The following is a 19372-nucleotide window of genomic DNA, read 5'->3' on the forward strand; positions in this document are numbered from 1 at the left end:
TCTTGTGAATTGCTTAAAGGACTTTCCGAATTAACTTTTTAATTATATAAAAGGTCATTTTGGAGAATATCTAAGTAAGAATAATTTTGAAAATGTGTAAAAATAAAGCCTCTCTAGATAATAGAAAGGCTTTGTTGTTTAAATAGTGCTAGTTATTCTGGTGAGAGGTGAATGAAAAATGCCATTCTATTTTTAGAATGGCATTTATATTTAAAATTTTATTATAATCATTTTTAAGCTTCTGCTTCCATATAATCTTCAATAGGGTTGCATGAGCAAATTAAGTTTCTATCTCCATAAGCGTCATCAACTCTACGAACAGATGGCCAGAATTTATTATCTGTAATATATTCTAATGGGAAAGCAGCTTCTTTTCTAGAATATGGTAAATCCCAAGTGTCAGAAGTAAGCATTTCTAAGGTATGAGGAGCATTCTTTAAAATGTTATTACCGTCTTCTTTGGTGGCATTCTCAATTTCTTGACGTATAGAAATTAACGCATCACAAAAACGATCTAATTCAGTAATACTTTCACTTTCTGTAGGTTCTACCATAATTGTTCCTGCTACTGGGAAAGATACTGTAGGAGCATGGAAACCATAGTCCATTAAACGTTTTGCTATATCTACAACTTCAATACCTTTTTGTTTAAACTCTCTACAGTCTAAAATCATTTCGTGGGCAGCACGACCCATTTCTCCAGTATATAAAGTGTTAAAATGACCTTGCAAACGTTCTTTCATATAGTTTGCATTTAAAATAGCTATTTTAGTAGAGTTTGTAAGTCCTTCAGCACCTAACATGGTAATATATCCGTAAGATATTAAACAAGCTAAAGCAGAACCCCAAGGAGCTGCAGAAATAGCTGTGATAGCTTGTTCTCCTCCAGTAGTAATAACAGGGTTTGTTGGTAAAAATGGAACTAATTGTGGCGCTACACATATTGGTCCAACTCCTGGTCCACCACCGCCATGTGGAATTGCAAATGTTTTGTGTAAGTTTAAGTGACAAACATCTGCACCAATGGTTGCAGGATTTGTAAGTCCTACTTGAGCATTCATATTAGCTCCATCCATGTATACTTGTCCGCCATTATCATGAATTATTTGCGTGATTTCTTGAATAGCTTTTTCAAAAACTCCATGTGTAGAAGGGTAAGTAACCATTAAAGCAGCTAAATTTTCTGAATATTTAGTTGCTTTTGCTCTTAAGTCTTCTACATCAATATTTCCTTTTTCATCTGTTTTTGTAACAACTACTTTCATTCCAGCCATTACTGCAGAAGCAGGGTTCGTACCATGAGCAGAAGCAGGAATTAGGCAAATATTTCTATGTGATTCTCCGTTTGCTTCGTGATAAGCTCTAATAACCATCAAACCAGCAAACTCACCTTGAGCACCAGAGTTTGGTTGTAATGAAGTAGCAGCAAAGCCAGTAACTACATTAAGTTGGTGTTCTAAATTCTGTAAAACAGTTTGATATCCTTCAGCTTGGTTTATTGGAACAAATGGATGAATGTTACCCCATTGTGGGTTACTTAAAGGTAACATTTCTGAAGCAGCGTTTAATTTCATAGTACATGATCCTAAAGAGATCATAGAATGATTTAATGCTAAATCTTTACGCTCTAATTTTTTTATATAACGCATCATATCTGTTTCTGAACGATACGTATTGAAAACCTCATTATCTAAGAAAGAAGTATTTCTTTTAATATTAGCAGGAATTATATCTTTAGTAACAAACTCTGTAATTGTAATATCTTGGATGTTGAATGCTTGTTCAAAACAATCAACAATAGCATTGATCTCTTTGAAACTAACCGTTTCGTTTAGAGAAATAGATACGTGATCCTTATCGATATAGTTAAAGTTAATCTGATTAGCTTCAGCAACAGGTTTTAGCTTTTCAGCCTCAACTTCAATTAATAAAGTGTCAAAATAAGTTGTGTTCTTTTGTGTAAAACCTAATCGGTTTAAAGCAGCTGCTAAAGTCATAGTTGCAGTATGAACTTTATTAGCTATAAATTGAATACCGTCTTTTCCGTGATATACTGCATACATTCCAGCCATAACAGCTAATAACACTTGAGCTGTACAAATATTTGAAGTAGCTCTTTCTCTTTTAATATGCTGTTCACGTGTTTGTAGAGCCATACGCAAAGCTCTATCTCCATTCATGTCTTTAGTAACTCCTATAATACGACCAGGGATACTTCTTTTATAAGCTTCTTTAGTTGCAAAATAACCTGCATGCGGTCCTCCATAGCCTAAAGGAATACCAAAACGTTGTGTAGTTCCTACAACTACATCTACTCCAAATTCTCCAGGAGCTTTTAATAAAGCTAATGATAAGATATCAGCAGCAACAGCTACTTTAATATTTCTAGAATTTGCAGTAGCAACAAAATCAGTATAATCTGTTACTTGTCCATATTTTCCAGGATATTGTAAAAGAGCTCCAAAGTAATCCTCAGCGAAATCAAATTTTTCATGATTACCAACAACTAATTCAATTCCAATAGGAATAGCACGTGTTTTAAGTACAGATAATGTTTGTGGTAAAATTTCTTCTGATACAAAAAACTTGATTGCTCCAGCTTTCTTTTTAGCGCGTTCTCTAACGTCAAATAATAACGCCATTGCTTCAGCAGCGGCAGTTGCTTCGTCTAATAAAGATGCATTTGCGATTTCCATACCGGTTAAATCGCAGACCATGGTTTGGTAATTTAATAATGCCTCTAAACGACCTTGAGCAATTTCTGCTTGATAAGGTGTATAAGCAGTATACCAACCTGGGTTTTCTAAAATGTTTCTTTGAATAACACTAGGTAAAATAGCTTCATGATATCCTAAACCTATATAACTTTTATAGACTTTATTTTTAGCTCCTAATTCATTAATATGATTCAAATACTCATATTCACTTAAAGCATTAGGTAAATCTAAGTCTTCTTTTAAGCGAATATCATCTGGAATTGTTTCATAAATTAACTGGTCTAAGCTGTCTACCCCAATAGCTTTCAACATAGTTTCTTGTTCCTTAGTTCTAGGACCTATGTGACGTAATTGAAACGAATTTGTATTCATTAGTGTGTTGTTATTTTTGATGTGCAAAAATAATTAATTCTTAAAGATTTTTTAATATCCATACTCTTAAATTATTAACTGAGTATATGTGTTATGAACAATTAAATTACCTTTGCTTTGTGAAAGTTTTCAAAACAATTTTAGCATTTTATATAAATTCGAGTCTACATGTAGCATTCGCTGTATATGCATTGGTAAGAATTACAGAGTTATATTTTGGATTACCTTATAATGAACCTTTAGATTATTTCATTTTTTATGGAAGTATAACAGGCTACAATTTTGTGAAATATGCTGGTATAGCGAAGTTACATCATATGAGTTTGACAAAAAACTTACGATTAATTCAAATCTTATCATTGATAAGTTTTGTGTTGATGTTGTATTATGCTTCAAAAATAGAATATAACACACTATTGTATTTTGCTCCTTTAGGTCTGTTAACATTGCTATATGCTGTTCCTATGTTTAATGGACTTACAAAAAATCTTAGAAATACTGCGAGCCTAAAAATTATTGTGATTGCAATAGTTTGGGCAGGTGTAACTTCTTTAATACCAATATTGAATGTGGATGCATATGTGAATGGAAAGATAGTATTAGTGACTATACAAAGGTTTTTGTTTGTTATTGTATTAACACTTCCGTTTGATATTAGAGATTTACGTTTTGATAAAAAACATTTACAAACTATTCCGCAACTTATTGGTATCGAGCGAACCAAAAAACTAGGATTTGTTCTTTTAGGTATTACAATGGTAATTGAGTTTTTTATTACGCCTAACCATCAATTCAAGGTCGCTTATTTAATCATATTTGTATTGCTATTAATATTGTTACAAAGAGCTAAGAGAAAGCAGTCTAAATATTATGCTTCTTTTTGGGTGGAATCTGTTCCTATTATTTGGTGGCTATTATTGCTTCTGTTGGTGTAATATTTTTTTTGTATTAAAATACTAGTGCTGTCCTCTTATTTTTTGTTGAATTAACTTGAGAAATATAAAATTATTTTAGCTCTTTAAGACTGTTTAATATAAGTGAATTCTGACTTTTAGTTAATTGCAAGAAGTTATGATGTTTGCTTATATTAGTATCAAAATTGATTATATAAAGAACGCTTTTAAATTTGTAAAACATTGTATTTTTACAATAATAAAACTCGTATAATAGATGAAAATAATTATTTCGCCTGCTAAATCATTAGATTTTGAAACAAGTGCACCGACTAATTTACATACAACGCCACGTTTTTTAGAGGAATCAGAGAAGCTACATAAGAAATTGAAAACACTTTCTCGAAAGAAATTATCAGAGTTAATGAAAATTTCTACAGATTTAGCAGCATTGAATTATAACCGTAATCAGAGTTGGAGTTTGCCGTTTGACACTAATAATGCTAAGCAAGCTGTATATAGTTTTACAGGAGAAGTGTATAGAGGAATAGATGCAACAACTATAAAAGAAGATAAGATTCCTGCATTGCAAGAAAAACTTAGAATTTTATCAGGTTTATATGGTTTGTTAAAGCCTTTAGATTTAATACAGCCTTATCGTTTAGAGATGGGAACAAAGTTAAAAGTAGGTAGGAAAGAAAACTTGTATAAGTTTTGGGGAGATACTTTAGCAAATTCTTTAAATGAAGAGTTAAAAGATGATGAATTACTAATAAATTTAGCGAGTTCAGAGTATTTTAAGGCAATACCAAAAAAAACTTTAAAAGTACCAATGATAACTCCAGTTTTTAAGGATTTTAAAAATGGTCAATATAAAACCATTATGACTTTCGCTAAAAAAGCAAGAGGTCTTATGGTACGTTATATTATAGAAAATGATATTGAAAATTTAGAAGGTATTAAAAGCTTCGATACAGATGGATATCGTTTTTCAGAAGAAATGTCTACAGAACAAGATTTAGTGTTTACAAGATAAAAATTGTAAACACTAATCGTGTTTTTCATTAACAGTCTGCTAAACCTACAGTTATAGCTAAACCGCCTTCCGAAGTTTCTTTGTAGTTACGACTCATGTCTTTAGCGGTTTCCCACATGGTTTCAATAACCTTATCTAGAGGAACTACAGCTTCTTCTGGATTTGTTTCTAATGCAAGTTCGGCAGCATTAATAGCTTTTATTGCTCCCATAGCATTTCGTTCAATACAAGGAATTTGTACAAGCCCGCCAATAGGGTCGCAAGTTAAACCTAAATGATGTTCCATTGCAATTTCAGCTGCTTCTAAACATTGAGCAGGAGTACCACCTAGCAATTCTGTTAAGGCAGCAGCAGCCATTGCTGAGGAAACTCCAATTTCAGCTTGGCAACCTCCCATTGCTGCAGATATTGTAGCATTCTTTTTAAATAAACTACCAATTTCTCCAGCAGTTAATAAGAATTTTCTAGCGTGTTCTATAGTAGCTTCATGGTTTTCAATAACCATATAATACATTAATACAGCTGGAATAACACCGGCGCTTCCATTAGTAGGAGCTGTAACAACTCTACCTAAAGAAGCATTAACTTCATTAACAGCTAATGCTAAACAACTTACCCATTTTAAAATTTCTCTAAATTTTACTTCAGTACTTCTAATAGCTGTAATCCATTCTGAAATTCCATTATATGGAGTGTTTTTAATTAGTTTTTCGTGCGTAGCAAAAGCTCTACGTTTTACATTTAATCCTCCAGGTAATGTACCTTCTGTATGGCAACCAATGTACATGCATTCTAGCATGGTATCCCAAATACCGTCTATTTTAGTGTAGATCTCTTCTGGGGTTCTTAAAACTAATTCATTTTCAAAAACAATTTCAGATATTGATTTATTTTCTTGTTTGCAATATTTGTCTAATTCAACTGCTTTTGAAATAGGAAATGGAAATTTATTTGGAGCTTCAGTATCTTGTTTCTTATTAGAATCTTCATCTTCTTGAATAACAAAACCACCTCCAATAGAATAATAAGTTTCAGTAGCTATTTCATTACCTGAAGCATCGTAACCTCGAAAGGTAAGGCCATTAGCATGAAAAGGTAAAAAATCACGATTAAAAACTATTTGAGAAGTTTCGAAAACGATTTCTTTTTCAGCGTTTAAAAAAAGAATCTGTTGTTCTTGAATGTTTTTAATAATCTCATCAATTTCTTTAATAGGTATAAATTCAGGATCTGTACCGCTTAAACCTAATAAAACAGCAAGATCTGTGGCGTGTCCTTTTCCGGTTAAAGATAGAGAACCGTATAAATCTACTTTTACTTTGCTTATTGCATTAAAAATTTCAGTCGATTTTAGTTTTTCAATCCATCTTTGTGCAGCCCTCCAAGGTCCTAGTGTGTGTGAACTGGAAGGACCTACGCCAATCTTCAGCATGTCAAAGACACTAATAAATTGATGCATATAATGTAAATTCTAGTTGTTTGTTTGTAAAGCAAAAATAAAAAAACCTGTATTGGAATTCAATACAGGTTTTCATTTTATTACTAAAAAAAGAATTTTACATACCGTAAACAGATTCTTTGCCAAATTTCTTAGTTAAAAGATAGTATACAACAGCACGATATTTATTTCTTTCAGATTTTCCAATTTGTTCCACAACCTCAGCAATAGCTTCGTCTAAGTTAGGACCGTCTGCTAAACCTAATTTTTTAATTAAAAAGTTTTTCTTTACTGTTTCCAGTTCTTTCGCGTCAGTTCCAGAAACGGTTTCAGCATCCTTTTTGTAGATAGATGGCCCCAATCCTTTTGTTACTGCTGTCAATAAATCTGCATCAAAACTTAATCCTCTACTCTCCATAAATTTCTTGTACAGCTCTACTTTTTCGTCGAATTTGCTCATGATTTTTTATTATTTAGTTAATTTGTATTTCAACTCTTTTCAAATATAGAAAAATAATTAGTGAATTCAAATCGATAAAAAACAAATACTTATAAAAATAATAATGGCGTTTTTAGCGGGTTAAATTGTTAATTAATTTGTTGAAAACTAATCTGTCTAAATGTTAAAAAATAAGCTTCTTGTAGTAGATTTATATAGGGAAATTCAAATCTGCAGCCTATGTCTTTATCAAAATTTGAATCGATGTTGAAAACGAATGATGTTTATTTTTTTGATGCAACAGAATTTGAAGACATAATTCAGCATTATTTAAATATAGGAAAACATTCATTAGCAAAAAAAGCACTTGAATTAGGGTTAGATCAACATCCTAATTCAATAGCGCTTAAATTGCTAAAAGTTGAGATTTTTATTTTTGAAGATAGTATTGAAGCAGCAGTAAAGTTGATTAATGAAATAGAAGCTGTAGAACCACATAATGATGAGGTTTTCATTCAAAAAGCTACAATCTTATCTAAACACAAAAAGCATAAAGAAGCGATAGATATTTTAAAACAATCGTTAGAGTTTGTCCAAGACCCAGTAGATGTGTGGGGAATGATTGGAATGGAGTATTTGTACTTAGACGATTATGATAATGCACGATTGAACTTTGCAAAATGTATTGATGTAGATTATGAAGATTATTCTTCTTTATACAATATCGTTTATTGCTTCGAAATGCAAGAAGACTATGAAGAATCCATACGTTTTTTAACGAGCTATATTGATAGAAACCCATATAGTGAAGTTGCGTGGCATCAATTAGGAAAACAATATTACGAAACCCAGAAATTTGAAAAAGCTTTGCAGGCATTTGACTATGCTGTGCTAATAGACGAGACATTTATAGGTGGTTATTTAGAAAAAGCGAAAACCTTAGAGCAACTTGGTCTTTTCGAAAAAGCAATAGAAAACTACTTGGTTACATTAGAATTAGACGATCCTACAGCTTATGCTTATGTAAGAATTGGTGAGTGTTATGAACGTTTAGAAGCTCCAGGAACTGCAATTGAGTATTATAAAAAGGCTGTTTATGAAGATCCATTATTAGATAAAGCGTGGTTACAATTAACCAATTTATATTACGAAGCAGAGAATTATCATAAAGCTATTTATTATATCAATAAAGCATTACAGATTGATGAAACCAATATTATGTATTGGAGAAAATATGCAGATATAAATATTAAGCTTAGTTTTTATGAAGAAACAGTTAAAGCTTTTCAAAACTGTATTGATTTAGGAGATATAGACATTGAAATTTATATTGCATTAGCTGATGTGTTATTATTTACAGGAGAATTTAAAGACGCTTTAGAAGTTTTATTAAAAGCGAAAAAAGTATATAAGGAATTTGCTGAAATAGAGTATCGATTATTTGGGTTATTTATGATAGATGATAAAGAAGAATATGCTTTCTTGCATTTAAAGAACGCGCTTAGCATCGATTATAAAAGTCATACGGTGCTTGAACAATTATTTCCTTCATTATTTAAGGAAGAAAAAGTAAAAGAATTTATCTCTAAATTTGAGATTTAAAACTGTTTGTTTATAATTTTTTAGAAATGGAAGTCAGTATTTTGTGCGCTAAAATGACTTCCATTTTTAGTTTTATAATTTATACGTAAACTTTTATTTAAAAGGTTATAAAACTAAAGACTTCAATTAAAAAGCATTTTGTTACTACTTTAAAAGCTGTGGTTTTTTTCGATAGACTAATAGATACAAGTGCCAGATAAATAGGTTGGTTAGACGATGGTGGTGTGTTTTTTACTTTCTATAAAAGAAAATTGTCCAGTGATTATATACTTTAGTAAAGTAAGTTTAATAATTTAGACTAAGAATATCTATGCGATTAGACCTTTTTAAAACGATGAAAAATAGATGGAAATCGAAAACGATTTCGCATTTTTATCAGTGAAAATTGTAAATAAGTAAGTAAATTTGATTTTGAATTTATGGAGAATAAAATTAAAAAAATAGCAGTAATGACTTCTGGAGGAGACGCCCCTGGAATGAATGCAGCAATACGATCTGTTGTACGAACATGCGCTTATTATAGAACCGAGTGTGTAGGAATTTACAGAGGATATCAAGGAATGATAGAGGGAGATTTTATCAATATGTCAGCTCGTAGTGTAAATAATATTATTCACAAAGGAGGTACTATTTTAAAATCAGCTAGATCTCAAGATTTTAGAACGAAAGAAGGTAGAGAGCAGGCTTATGAGAATATAAAAGAACACGGAATAGATGGATTGGTAGTAATTGGCGGTGATGGTTCTTTTACTGGGGGGGTAGTTTTTAATCAAGAGTATAATTTTCCTGTAATAGGTATTCCTGGTACAATAGATAATGATATTTATGGAACATCACATACATTAGGTTACGATACTGCTTTAAATACGGCAATTGAAGCTATTGATAAAATACGTGATACGGCTTCTTCTCATAATCGATTGTTTTTTGTAGAAGTAATGGGGAGAGATGCAGGTTTTATAGCATTAAATGCAGGTGTTGGTGCTGGAGCAGAAGAAATTTTAATTCCTGAAGAAGATTTAGGATTAGAACGTATGTTAGAGTCGCTTAAAAAGAGTAGAAGGTCAGGAAAATCATCAAGTATTGTCGTAGTTGCTGAAGGAGATAAGTCAGGTAAGAATGTATATGAATTAGCAGACTATGTGGAAGAGAATATGCCTGAGTACGATGTACGAGTTTCAGTATTAGGACATATGCAAAGAGGAGGTTCTCCAACTTGCTTTGATAGAGTATTGGCTTCTAGATTAGGCGTTAGAGCAGTTGAGTTACTTATCGATGGTAGGTCTAACTTAATGGTAGGTTTAAAAGATAATCAGGTTGTTGCTACTGATTTAGAAAAAGCAATAAAAGGGCAACATTCAATAGATAAAGAATTATTAAGAGTGTCGGATATAATGACGACATAATACGGAGTATATATAAACAAACAAATTGAATAATGATTAAAATAGGAATTAATGGTTTTGGTCGAATCGGAAGATTAGCATTCCGTTCAGCAATTCAAAGAGATAATATTCAAATCGTAGCAATTAACGATTTATTAGATGTAGATTATTTAGCATATTTATTAAAGTATGATTCTGTTCATGGACGTTTTAATGGAACTGTAGATGTAAAAGATGGTAACTTAGTTGTTAACGGACAAACAATTAGAATTACTGCTGAAAGAAATCCAGAAAACTTAAAATGGGATGAAGTTGGAGCAGAATATATAATTGAATCTACTGGATTCTTTTTAACAAAAGAAAAAGCAGAATTACACATTAAAGGAGGAGCTAAAAAAGTAATTATTTCTGCACCATCTAAAGATGCTAATATGTACGTTATGGGAGTAAACCATGATGAACTAACAGCTGAAGAAACAATTATATCTAATGCTTCTTGTACAACTAACTGTTTAGCACCAGTAGCAAAAGTAGTTCATGAAAAATTCGGATTAGTAGAAGGATTAATGACTACAATTCACGCTGCAACTTCTGGACAAGATGCTGTAGATGGACCTAGTTCGAAGTGGAGAAGAGGACGCTCTGTATTAAGAAATATGATTCCTACTTCTACAGGAGCAGCAGTAGCAGTAACTAAAGTAATTCCAGAATTAAAAGGTAAATTAACAGGTATGGCTGTGCGTGTTCCTACGGCAGATGTGTCTTTGGTTGATTTAACTTTTAGAACTGAGAAGGAAACTTCGTTAAAAGAAATTTTAGAAGCATTAAAAGAAGCGTCTGAAGGAGAATTCCAAAATGTTATTGGATATACAGAAGATGAAGTTGTATCTCAAGACTTTGTTTCAGATGCAAGAACTTCAATTATTGATGCGGGAGCAAGTTTAGAGTTAAATGAGAACTTCTTTAAGCTTATTTCTTGGTACGATAATGAGTTTGGTTATGCAAACAAAATAGTAGATTTATTAGAATACGCAGCCTCTTTATAGAGAAAAGCATATTTAAATTAATTTTTGCAAAAAGAAAGGCTACTTCTAAATAGAGGTAGCCTTTTTTATAATTAGTTTTTATTTATGTTATGCTTTAACAGCAATCATACTAATTTCTACATTTACAAACTTTGGAAGATTAGCTACTTCAACAGTTTCTCTTGCGGGAGCATTTGCATCGTCAAAATACGTAGCATACACTTCATTAATTGCTGCAAAATTATGCATGTCTGAAATAAAAATGGATGTTTTAATTACATTTTCAAAAGACATTCCAGCTTCATTTAAAACAGCTTTCATATTTTCCATTACTTGTTTTGTTTCAGTTTTAATATCGTCTAAAACAAGTTCTCCAGTTTCGGGATTAATTGCAATTTGTCCAGAGGTATATAATGTATTTCCAGATAAAACAGCTTGGTTATAAGGTCCAATAGGCGCTGGAGCTTTAGATGTATTAATTATTTTTTTCATATTTGGTTAGTTTTTAAAATAAACGTCTGTCAGGTGGTTGGTTTTTATCCCATTTTAAATCACTTAACATAGAAGATTTGATTCCAATAAAGAAGTAGTAAGAAGTATATCTACCAAAAGGGGTCCAATTAAAATTGAATCGCCAACTATCTAAATCTCTAGAGAAATTAAATTGTGCATGTGTAAAGGCTCCTTCATCAAAATTATACCCAGAATTTACTGCTACTTTCCATTTTGGAGTTAATTCAATGCTTCCATTAAATGTCATAGCATGATTTTGTATGCCTGAAAAATTATATCCATTATTACGATAAGTAACACCATAATTAAAACTAAAGTTCCAAGGCATTTTACTACGATATAATTCTGCTACTTTCTCTTTCGGGCCTTCTTGCTTACCAGTTTGAGCTCTATTAGCAAAACCTCTATTAGGATTAATATCTGCTCCTAAAACATCTGGTAAATTGTTGTTGTCATTTTTATCTCCTTCTTTCTTTTTATCATCTTTTTTGTCAAAATCACTGCTCGAAAAAGAATACCCAGTAGTCATAGTTACATTTTCTAATCTAAAAATACCAGGGTTAAATTTATTGATCCTAGCTCCATCGGACGTTCTTTGATATGGGTCTAAAGCTCCTGTGAAATTCAGCATCATTTTATTTTTTAATAAAGGAATTCCCATATTAAAAGTCACATTACTCCATCGTAAAGAGTCAGCAGCAATATTATAGCTAGTATTAAAGTTCAAGTTATTAATAATAGTAACTTTCTTATCTTCTTCATCATCATCGTCCTCTTTTGGAGCTACTTTAGCTTCTAAATTATTGTTTACGGTGAAGCTAACTAGGTTAGAAACACCACTACCAGGTTCTCCATAAATACCTCCTTCAAAAGGAGTATAGGTTAGAACACCATCACTCGGATCAGTGCTTCTAGGAACGGTTAATTGATATTGTTGAGCAAAATTAGGTCTGTAGCTCCAAGTTACGGTAGGTCTAAAAGTATGTCTTAAAGCTTTAAGGCGTCCTTTTTTAAAGTTAAAAGTACCGTATATTGTTGTATTTAAGGAAGCTCCAAAACTATATTCATTAAACCTTTTAAAACCGTTAATAGTGTCATTTACAATTGCTCCTCGTTCATTAGTAGAAGTATTTAGAGCTTGTTGATCAAACCTTTTGCGAATAGTTTGTAAGTACCAAACATCGGTATAATTTATATTCGGGCTTAAGGTGAAATATTTTAAAACTTTTACATTAGTGTTGGCAGTTACTCTATGTTCAGCTCCAGTTCTAGCATTTTCAAACATTTTAGCAGTTAAGAAATTATCTTCAGTAGTATTGATATCGTATCTACTTTGTAAAGTATAATTCATACCAATTTTTTGAATTGGATTTCTCTTTACACCACCTTTACCAGCAAAAGGATAAATACGATCCATATTAACTTGTAAAGAAGGAAGTGTCATGGTTACTGTTTGATTAGCTGAGTTCTGGCTATGAGTAGCGGTAATATTCATGTTAAAAGGAGTACCTTGAAACTTTTTGTAGTAGCTAATAGAGGAATTAAAAGCATTGTTAAATCGTTGATTTTGATCAACCTCATTTAAAGATTGCCTGAAGAATTGGCTACTACTACTAATATTAACACTAGCGCTTAAATTAGAATTTGGACTCGATTTAGGATCTTGTCTATGATTCCATGAGATGTTATAATTAGAAGTTTTAGAAAAATTACTAAAACCACTAATACCATTAATTAGATTCTGAAATCTAAAACTTAAGTTACCATTATATTTATAACGAACTTTGTAAGCTGAACTTGCATTTATAGCCCAACTTCCATTAGAGTAGATATCACCAGTTAATTCTAAATCAAAATAGTCACTTACAGCAAAGTAATAACCACCATTCTGTAGAAAGAATCCTTGTTGATTATTTTCACCCCAAGTTGGTATTATAAAACCTGAAGTTCTACCTTTAGTAAGAGGAAAATAAGCAAAAGGTAAATATAAAGGAGTAGGTACATCTGCTAATACTAAGTTACTTCCACCAACAATAATCTTTTTACCAGGAACCAGTTTTGCTTTATTAGTAGCAATATAGTAATCAGGTATTTTCTTTTGAGAAGTAGTAAAACGTAATTTACTCATATATATGGTAGAATCGTTTACACGTTTTGTTTTCTCTCCATAAGTAATCATTTCACCTTGCACTGTTTTTATACCATATATTAAAGCCTTTTTAGATTTAAAGTTATATATGATAGAATCTTGTTCAGATTCTTGGCTCCCTTGTTTAAAAACAGGACGTTGTTGATAACCTGTACTATCTTTTATTCCGGTAGCATATACCGTGTTATTTTGATAATCAATAATAATTTTACCAGCTTTCAAATCAATGTCACCATAAATAACCTGTGCTTTATTATAAAGCGTAATGGTTTTATCTTTTGCATTCTGGATAGTGTAATCTTCTGCATCATGTGTAATGATGTGGTTAATTACTTCCTTAGGTTTTATGATAGAATCTGTTTTGGTAGAATCGGCTTGAATAGAGGGTTTAGCTCCTTTTTTTAAGTCGATTAGTGCCTTTTTCTCTATAGTTTTCGCAGAATCTTTTTTAACTGTAGGTTGTTCTGGAATTGTATTTTTTCCAATTTCTTGAGCAATACCTTTTGAGAGCCAAAAAAAGGAGAAAATTAAAAGTATGTACAAGGAATTTGCTTTCAATCTGATAAATACTATTTTTGTGTTAAATAAAAGTATGGCTCAATATTTGGAGTACCAAATTTTAGAAGCCAAAAATAGTTAAATTTTATTGATGCAATTCTTAAAATTCAGCAAATATAAAAGCAACGTAACAACTTTGTGTTTCGTATTGTTTTTTACCTTTTTCTTTTCTAATAGAATAGAAATTAATGCACAAAAGAAATATACAGTTGTTTTAGACGCAGGACACGGGGGGAAAGATCCAGGTAACTTAGGAAATGGTTACAAAGAAAAAAAAATAGCACTTAAAGTTGTTCTTGAAGTTGGAAAACAGCTTACAAAGAATAAAGATATCGATGTTATCTATACAAGAGATAAAGATGTTTTTATAGAATTACATAATAGAGCTAAGATAGCGAATGACAATAAAGCAGATTTATTTGTTTCTATACATTGTGATTCTTATACAAATCCTAGAGCACACGGAGCAGGTACTTTTGTGCTAGGGTTGAGTGGTAATAAGCAAAATCTGGAAATGGCGAAGCGAGAAAATGCGGTTATCCTTTTAGAAGATAATTACCAGCAAAATTATGATTACGACCCTAATTCTCCTGAATCTGTAATTAGTTTATCTATGTTACAAGCCGATAATTTAGATGAAAGCTTAGAGTTTGCTGATTTAGTTCAAGACAATTTTTCTGTAGTAAAGAGGTTTGATAGAAGTGTGAAACAGAATAATTTCCTTGTGCTTAGAGAAACAGTAATGCCAAGTGTTTTAATAGAGTTAGGATTTTTAACCAATAAAGCAGAAGGGAAATTCTTAAATTCTAAGACAGGACAATTGCGTATGGCGAATGCCATTACTAAAGCTATTGAAAAATACTTCGAAAGATTACAATTAAATACGTTAGAGGAAAAGAAAGCATCAAGTATAGCAAAGACAACACCTGCTAAAAAAGAAGAGAAGAAACCAGAAGTGGTTGCTTCTGTTGAACATAAAAGAGCTTATGAGAGAAGGAAGGTTCCAGGTAAACCGTCTGATAAAAAAGAAATTAAGACTCCTAAAACTACGCCAAAAACAGCAACTGTAACTAAGAAAGAACCCAAAAAGATATCTAAAGAAATTGTTGTTACAGGTAAGAGACCTCCAAAAACTAAGGAAAAAGAGCCTGAAACTAAAAGCTCAGGTAAAATTGAGTTTAAAGTTCAGATTGCTGCTTCTAGAAGATCTCTTACAGATGGTAATTTTAACTTCAGGGGATTAAAAAACGTAGAGGTTCTTGTAATAGATGAGTACTTTAAATACTATTATGGTGGAAATGAAAGTTTTACAAAGGTGAAAGAAGCTTTAAAAAAAGCTAGAAGTGCTGGTCATAAAGATGCTTTTATCGTAGCTTTTAAAGATGGTGTTAAAATTCCATTACGTGAAGCCTTAAAAAAACAGTAATTTAGATAAAATCTAATCTAATCTCCAAAAAATAATTAGTAATTTCGTTTCTAGCAATTTTTGCCTATGTCAAAAGAACTAAAAACAGGAATAATAGCATTAGTAATTATAGCTCTAGGTATTTGGGGATATAATTTTTTAAAGAGACAAGACCTTTTCAGTCCAAATTCACGTTTCTTTTTTGTGGAATATAAAAACATTAATGGGCTAAGCCAAGCAAGTATTGTTACCATTAATGGATTAAAAGTTGGAAAAGTAGATAAAATAACTTTCAATACAAAACCTGAAAAGAGAGGGAGTTTATTGGTGAAATTATCATTAGATGATAACTTTCAATTTTCTAAAAAAAGTGTTGCTAAAATCTATCCAGCAGGTTTAATGGGAGGACAAAATTTAGCAATCATTCCAAATTATGAAGGTGATATGGCAAAATCTGGAGACTATTTACAAGGAGAAATAGAGTCAGATTTGTTTTCTTCTGTTGGAGAAAAATTAAACCCTATTCAAGCTAAATTGGAAAATGTATTGGTAGAAGCAGATTCGTTACTAATAGGTTTAAACCAAATACTAAATAAAGATGCTAGAAATAGTTTGAATAGAAGTGTTTTAGGTTTAGAGCAAATAATGTCAAACTTAAATAAAGCTACGAAATCTGTTAATGCTTTATTAGCAGATAATAAAGCTAAGATTGATGTAACACTAGATAATACTAAAAAAATTACAGATGACTTTTCTAAAGTGTCTAAAGATTTAGCTGCAGCTGACTTAGGAAAAACAGTTAAAAAATTAGAGACTACCTTAGATAATGTAAATACACTCTTAGCAGGAATGAAAGAAGGTAAAGGTACCTTAGGAAAATTAATTTCTGATGAACAGATGTATACAAATCTTACCAACGCATCTAAAGAAATGGAAGAGTTGTTAAGAGAAATGAAGTTAAACCCAAAGCGTTTTGTACATTTTTCTTTATTTGGAAAAAAACCAAAACCATATAATGAAGAAAATAATACTAAAAACGTTAGTAACGATAAATAATAGATGAGTTGGATTAAAACAATTCCTTTTGAGAAAGCTCAAGGGAAGTTGAAGAAACTATACGAAAAAGTTACAGGTCCAAACAATAATGTAGATAATATAATGCTAGTACATAGCCTTAGACCGCATACAATGGTTGGGCATATGGCGATATATAAAAATGTATTACACAATAGTAATAATACATTGCCAAAATGGTATTTAGAAGTTATTGGAGTATATGTAAGTATGCTAAATAACTGCGAATATTGTGTAAGGCACCATTTTTCTGGTTTAGAACGATTATTAAAAGATTCAGAAAAAGCAGAAAAAATTAAACAAGAATTACAAACAAACAACTATACTACTATAACCAACGAATCTTACGTTGAAGGATTACGTTATGCTAAGAGGCTTACTCTAGAAGCTGCTTACATAACAAAAACAGACATAGATGAACTAAAAGAACGGGGGCTGTCCGATGGTGAAATACTTGAGATAAACCAAGTCGTTAGCTATTTTAATTATGCTAATAGAACGGTTTTAGGATTAGGTGTCACCACAGAAGGAGATATTCTAGGATTGTCACCAAATAGTTCTGAGGAAGATAATTGGAAACATCAATAAACTAACAAATAATAAATGGAGAAGTACGTACCAAACATTTTTTTTGCATTCATCTTGATTGCAGGTATAGGGTATTTTGTAATGAATGTTCGAAAGTTAATTCGCAACATTAAATTAGGAAAAGACGTAGATAGAAGCGATAGAAAACCAGAACGATGGAAAAACATGGCGAAAATTGCTTTAGGGCAATATAAAATGGTACGCCGTCCATTATCTGGAATACTACATATTGTAGTTTACGTAGGTTTTATTCTTATTAATATAGAAATGCTCGAAATCGTTATCGATGGTTTATTTGGAACCCACAGAGTATTTCAACCAATTATAGGAAATGGACTATATGGTTTCTTAATTGGAACTTTTGAAGTAATGGCACTTTTAGTATTGGTTGCCGTAATTGTTTTCTGGTTAAGAAGAAATATTGAACGTGTAAAGCGTTTTTGGAATAAAGAAATGGAAGGGTGGCCAAAGAATGATGGTAATATTATTTTATACTTTGAGATTGTATTAATGACATTATTCTTAGTAATGAATGCTACGGACACTCCATTTCAAGAAGCAGGAGCTGGAAATGTAGTATCTCAATTTATAGCACCTTGGTTTCATTCATTTTCGCATGAAGCATTACATACAATAGAGAAAACAGCTTGGTGGCTTCATATAGTAGGAATTTTAATTTTCTTAAACTATTTATATTACTCTAAACACTTACACATTTTATTAGCGTTTCCAAATACATTCTTTGCAAACCTAAAGCCTAAAGGACAGTTTACAAATTTAGCTTCTGTAACTAAAGAAGTACAAATGATGATGGACCCGAATGCAGATCCTTATGCAATGCCAGAAGATGGAGCAGAGGAAGAGGAACCTGAAAAATTTGGAGCTTCAGATGTAACAGATTTAAACTGGGTACAGTTAATGAATGCGTATACATGTACAGAATGTGGACGTTGTACCTCTTCTTGCCCAGCTAATTTAACAGGGAAAAAATTATCGCCTCGTAAAATCATGATGGATACACGTGATCGTTTAGAGGAAGTTGGTAAAAATATTGATGCCAATAATGGTGAATTTGTTCCAGATGGAAAGCAATTATTAGACAGTTACATTACTAGAGAAGAATTATGGGCTTGTACAAGTTGTAATGCATGTGTACAAGAGTGTCCCGTAAATATCGATCCATTATCTATTATTATGGATATGAGAAGATATTTAGTAATGGAAGAATCTGCTGCTCCACAAGAACTGAACATGATGATGACCAATATTGAAAATAATGGTGCACCATGGCAGTATAGTCAAATGGACAGATTAAACTGGAAAGACGAATAGTCATAGCTTTTTATCAGCTTATTTTATATCAAATTTTTAAAATCAACTTAAACGATACAATATTATGAACGTACCAACAATGACAGATATGATGGCTCAAGGAAAACAACCAGAAGTGTTGTTTTGGGTTGGGGCAGCAGGAAGTTATGACGATAGAGCTAAAAAAATCACAAAATCTTTTGTGAAAATTTTACACCAAGCTAATGTTGATTTTGCAGTATTAGGTACCGAAGAAAGTTCAACAGGAGATGCTGCTAAAAGAGCAGGAAATGAGTTTTTATTTCAAATGCAAGCAATAACAAATATTGAAATATTAAATGCTTATGAAGTAAAAACAATTGTTACTTGCGATCCACACTCTTTTAATACGTTAAAAAACGAATACCCAGGTTTAGGGGGAAATTATACAGTATATCATCATACGCAATACATTCATAAGTTAGTAGAAGAAGGAAGACTAACTATTGAAAGTGAAAACTTAAAAGGAAAACGCTTAACATACCACGATCCTTGTTATTTAGGGCGTGCTAACGATGTATATGAAACACCACGTGATTTAATCAATCAACTAGGTGTGAATGCAACAGAAATGAAGCGTCATAAATCTACAGCATTATGTTGTGGAGCAGGTGGAGCACAAATGTTTAAAGAACCAGAAAGAGGAGATTTAGATATTAATATTCTACGTACAAAAGATGCTCTAGAAACAAATCCAGAGATTATTGCAACAGGTTGTCCGTATTGTAATACTATGATGACAGATGGTGTGAAATTCAACTTGAAAGAAGACCAAATCGTTGTAAAAGATATTGCTGAATTAATTGCAGAAGCTAATAGCTTATAAGA

Annotated in this window: 15 protein-coding genes; 10 read left to right on the plus strand and 5 right to left on the minus strand. The window is 31.7% G+C overall.

Features of this window, described 5'->3' with window-relative positions:
• Positions 1-233: 233 nt before the first annotated feature.
• Positions 234-3089 carry an aminomethyl-transferring glycine dehydrogenase gene (gene gcvP / locus ACKTTC_RS14195; protein ID WP_408040501.1) on the minus strand — a complete coding sequence of 952 codons (2856 nt, stop codon included), beginning with the start codon at positions 3087-3089 and terminating at the stop codon, positions 234-236.
• 119 nt (positions 3090-3208) lie between these two features.
• On the opposite strand from gcvP, the gene ACKTTC_RS14200 reads away from it, so the two are divergent.
• Together ACKTTC_RS14200 and yaaA are read left to right on the plus strand one after the other, a co-directional pair.
• Complete coding sequence (locus ACKTTC_RS14200) at positions 3209-4024, plus strand: UbiA prenyltransferase family protein (RefSeq protein WP_408040502.1); 816 nt, start codon at positions 3209-3211, stop codon at positions 4022-4024.
• Between the two features lie 235 nt (positions 4025-4259).
• Positions 4260-5018, plus strand: coding sequence for a peroxide stress protein YaaA (gene yaaA / locus ACKTTC_RS14205; protein ID WP_408040503.1), 759 nt, complete (start codon positions 4260-4262; stop codon positions 5016-5018).
• A 28-nt stretch (positions 5019-5046) separates the two neighbouring features.
• Here the strand turns inward: yaaA and ACKTTC_RS14210 are convergent, their stop codons facing one another.
• The gene (locus ACKTTC_RS14210) at positions 5047-6477 is read right to left on the minus strand and encodes an L-serine ammonia-lyase (protein ID WP_408040504.1); all 1431 of its coding nucleotides are present in this window, start codon (positions 6475-6477) and stop codon (positions 5047-5049) included.
• 97 nt (positions 6478-6574) lie between these two features.
• Positions 6575-6916 carry a DUF2853 family protein gene (locus tag ACKTTC_RS14215; protein WP_408040505.1) on the minus strand — a complete coding sequence of 114 codons (342 nt, stop codon included), beginning with the start codon at positions 6914-6916 and terminating at the stop codon, positions 6575-6577.
• Between the two features lie 219 nt (positions 6917-7135).
• Between ACKTTC_RS14215 and ACKTTC_RS14220 the strand changes: the two genes are divergently transcribed.
• The 3 genes from ACKTTC_RS14220 to gap all read left to right on the plus strand — a co-directional run bounded on the left by ACKTTC_RS14220 (position 7136) and on the right by gap (position 10928).
• Positions 7136-8497: a tetratricopeptide repeat protein gene (locus ACKTTC_RS14220; protein ID WP_408040506.1), complete on the plus strand. Its 1362-nt coding sequence runs from the start codon at positions 7136-7138 to the stop codon at positions 8495-8497.
• 419 nt (positions 8498-8916) lie between these two features.
• Complete coding sequence (pfkA, locus tag ACKTTC_RS14225) at positions 8917-9903, plus strand: 6-phosphofructokinase (protein WP_408040507.1); 987 nt, start codon at positions 8917-8919, stop codon at positions 9901-9903.
• A 32-nt stretch (positions 9904-9935) separates the two neighbouring features.
• Entirely contained in the window at positions 9936-10928 is a 993-nt protein-coding gene (gene gap, locus ACKTTC_RS14230) for a type I glyceraldehyde-3-phosphate dehydrogenase (protein ID WP_408040508.1), read from the plus strand.
• Between the two features lie 87 nt (positions 10929-11015).
• On the opposite strand, the gene ACKTTC_RS14235 is transcribed toward gap, so the two are convergent.
• Together ACKTTC_RS14235 and ACKTTC_RS14240 are read right to left on the minus strand one after the other, a co-directional pair.
• The gene (locus ACKTTC_RS14235; protein WP_408040509.1) at positions 11016-11399 is read right to left on the minus strand and encodes a RidA family protein; all 384 of its coding nucleotides are present in this window, start codon (positions 11397-11399) and stop codon (positions 11016-11018) included.
• 13 nt (positions 11400-11412) lie between these two features.
• Positions 11413-14127, minus strand: a complete 2715-nt coding sequence (locus ACKTTC_RS14240; protein ID WP_408040510.1) for a putative LPS assembly protein LptD — start codon at positions 14125-14127, stop codon at positions 11413-11415.
• A 91-nt stretch (positions 14128-14218) separates the two neighbouring features.
• Between ACKTTC_RS14240 and ACKTTC_RS14245 the strand changes: the two genes are divergently transcribed.
• From ACKTTC_RS14245 to ACKTTC_RS14265, 5 genes are all read left to right on the plus strand, one after another.
• Positions 14219-15553, plus strand: coding sequence for an N-acetylmuramoyl-L-alanine amidase family protein (locus ACKTTC_RS14245; protein WP_408040511.1), 1335 nt, complete (start codon positions 14219-14221; stop codon positions 15551-15553).
• A gap of 66 nt (positions 15554-15619) precedes the next feature.
• Entirely contained in the window at positions 15620-16588 is a 969-nt protein-coding gene (locus tag ACKTTC_RS14250; RefSeq protein WP_408040512.1) for an MlaD family protein, read from the plus strand.
• Between the two features lie 3 nt (positions 16589-16591).
• Complete coding sequence (locus ACKTTC_RS14255) at positions 16592-17194, plus strand: carboxymuconolactone decarboxylase family protein (protein ID WP_408040513.1); 603 nt, start codon at positions 16592-16594, stop codon at positions 17192-17194.
• Positions 17195-17209: 15 nt separating this feature from the next.
• Positions 17210-18526: a 4Fe-4S dicluster domain-containing protein gene (locus tag ACKTTC_RS14260; protein WP_408040514.1), complete on the plus strand. Its 1317-nt coding sequence runs from the start codon at positions 17210-17212 to the stop codon at positions 18524-18526.
• Between the two features lie 64 nt (positions 18527-18590).
• The gene (locus ACKTTC_RS14265) at positions 18591-19370 is read left to right on the plus strand and encodes a (Fe-S)-binding protein (protein ID WP_408040515.1); all 780 of its coding nucleotides are present in this window, start codon (positions 18591-18593) and stop codon (positions 19368-19370) included.
• The last annotated feature ends 2 nt before the right edge of the window (positions 19371-19372 follow it).

It is taken from the genome of Tenacibaculum amylolyticum, assembly GCF_964511145.1.
GTDB lineage: Bacteria > Bacteroidota > Bacteroidia > Flavobacteriales > Flavobacteriaceae > Polaribacter > Polaribacter amylolyticum.

Excerpts from the sequence above, each read along its gene's own strand:
- gcvP (WP_408040501.1), bottom strand. The coding sequence starts at position 3,089 with ATGAATACAAATTCGTTTCAATTACGTCACATAGGTCCTAGAACTAAG.
- yaaA (WP_408040503.1), top strand. The coding sequence starts at position 4,260 with ATGAAAATAATTATTTCGCCTGCTAAATCATTAGATTTTGAAACAAGT.
- ACKTTC_RS14210 (WP_408040504.1), bottom strand. The coding sequence starts at position 6,477 with ATGCATCAATTTATTAGTGTCTTTGACATGCTGAAGATTGGCGTAGGT.
- ACKTTC_RS14215 (WP_408040505.1), bottom strand. The coding sequence starts at position 6,916 with ATGAGCAAATTCGACGAAAAAGTAGAGCTGTACAAGAAATTTATGGAG.
- ACKTTC_RS14220 (WP_408040506.1), top strand. The coding sequence starts at position 7,136 with ATGTCTTTATCAAAATTTGAATCGATGTTGAAAACGAATGATGTTTAT.
- pfkA (WP_408040507.1), top strand. The coding sequence starts at position 8,917 with ATGGAGAATAAAATTAAAAAAATAGCAGTAATGACTTCTGGAGGAGAC.
- gap (WP_408040508.1), top strand. The coding sequence starts at position 9,936 with ATGATTAAAATAGGAATTAATGGTTTTGGTCGAATCGGAAGATTAGCA.
- ACKTTC_RS14235 (WP_408040509.1), bottom strand. The coding sequence starts at position 11,399 with ATGAAAAAAATAATTAATACATCTAAAGCTCCAGCGCCTATTGGACCT.
- ACKTTC_RS14245 (WP_408040511.1), top strand. The coding sequence starts at position 14,219 with ATGCAATTCTTAAAATTCAGCAAATATAAAAGCAACGTAACAACTTTG.
- ACKTTC_RS14250 (WP_408040512.1), top strand. The coding sequence starts at position 15,620 with ATGTCAAAAGAACTAAAAACAGGAATAATAGCATTAGTAATTATAGCT.
- ACKTTC_RS14255 (WP_408040513.1), top strand. The coding sequence starts at position 16,592 with ATGAGTTGGATTAAAACAATTCCTTTTGAGAAAGCTCAAGGGAAGTTG.
- ACKTTC_RS14260 (WP_408040514.1), top strand. The coding sequence starts at position 17,210 with ATGGAGAAGTACGTACCAAACATTTTTTTTGCATTCATCTTGATTGCA.
- ACKTTC_RS14265 (WP_408040515.1), top strand. The coding sequence starts at position 18,591 with ATGAACGTACCAACAATGACAGATATGATGGCTCAAGGAAAACAACCA.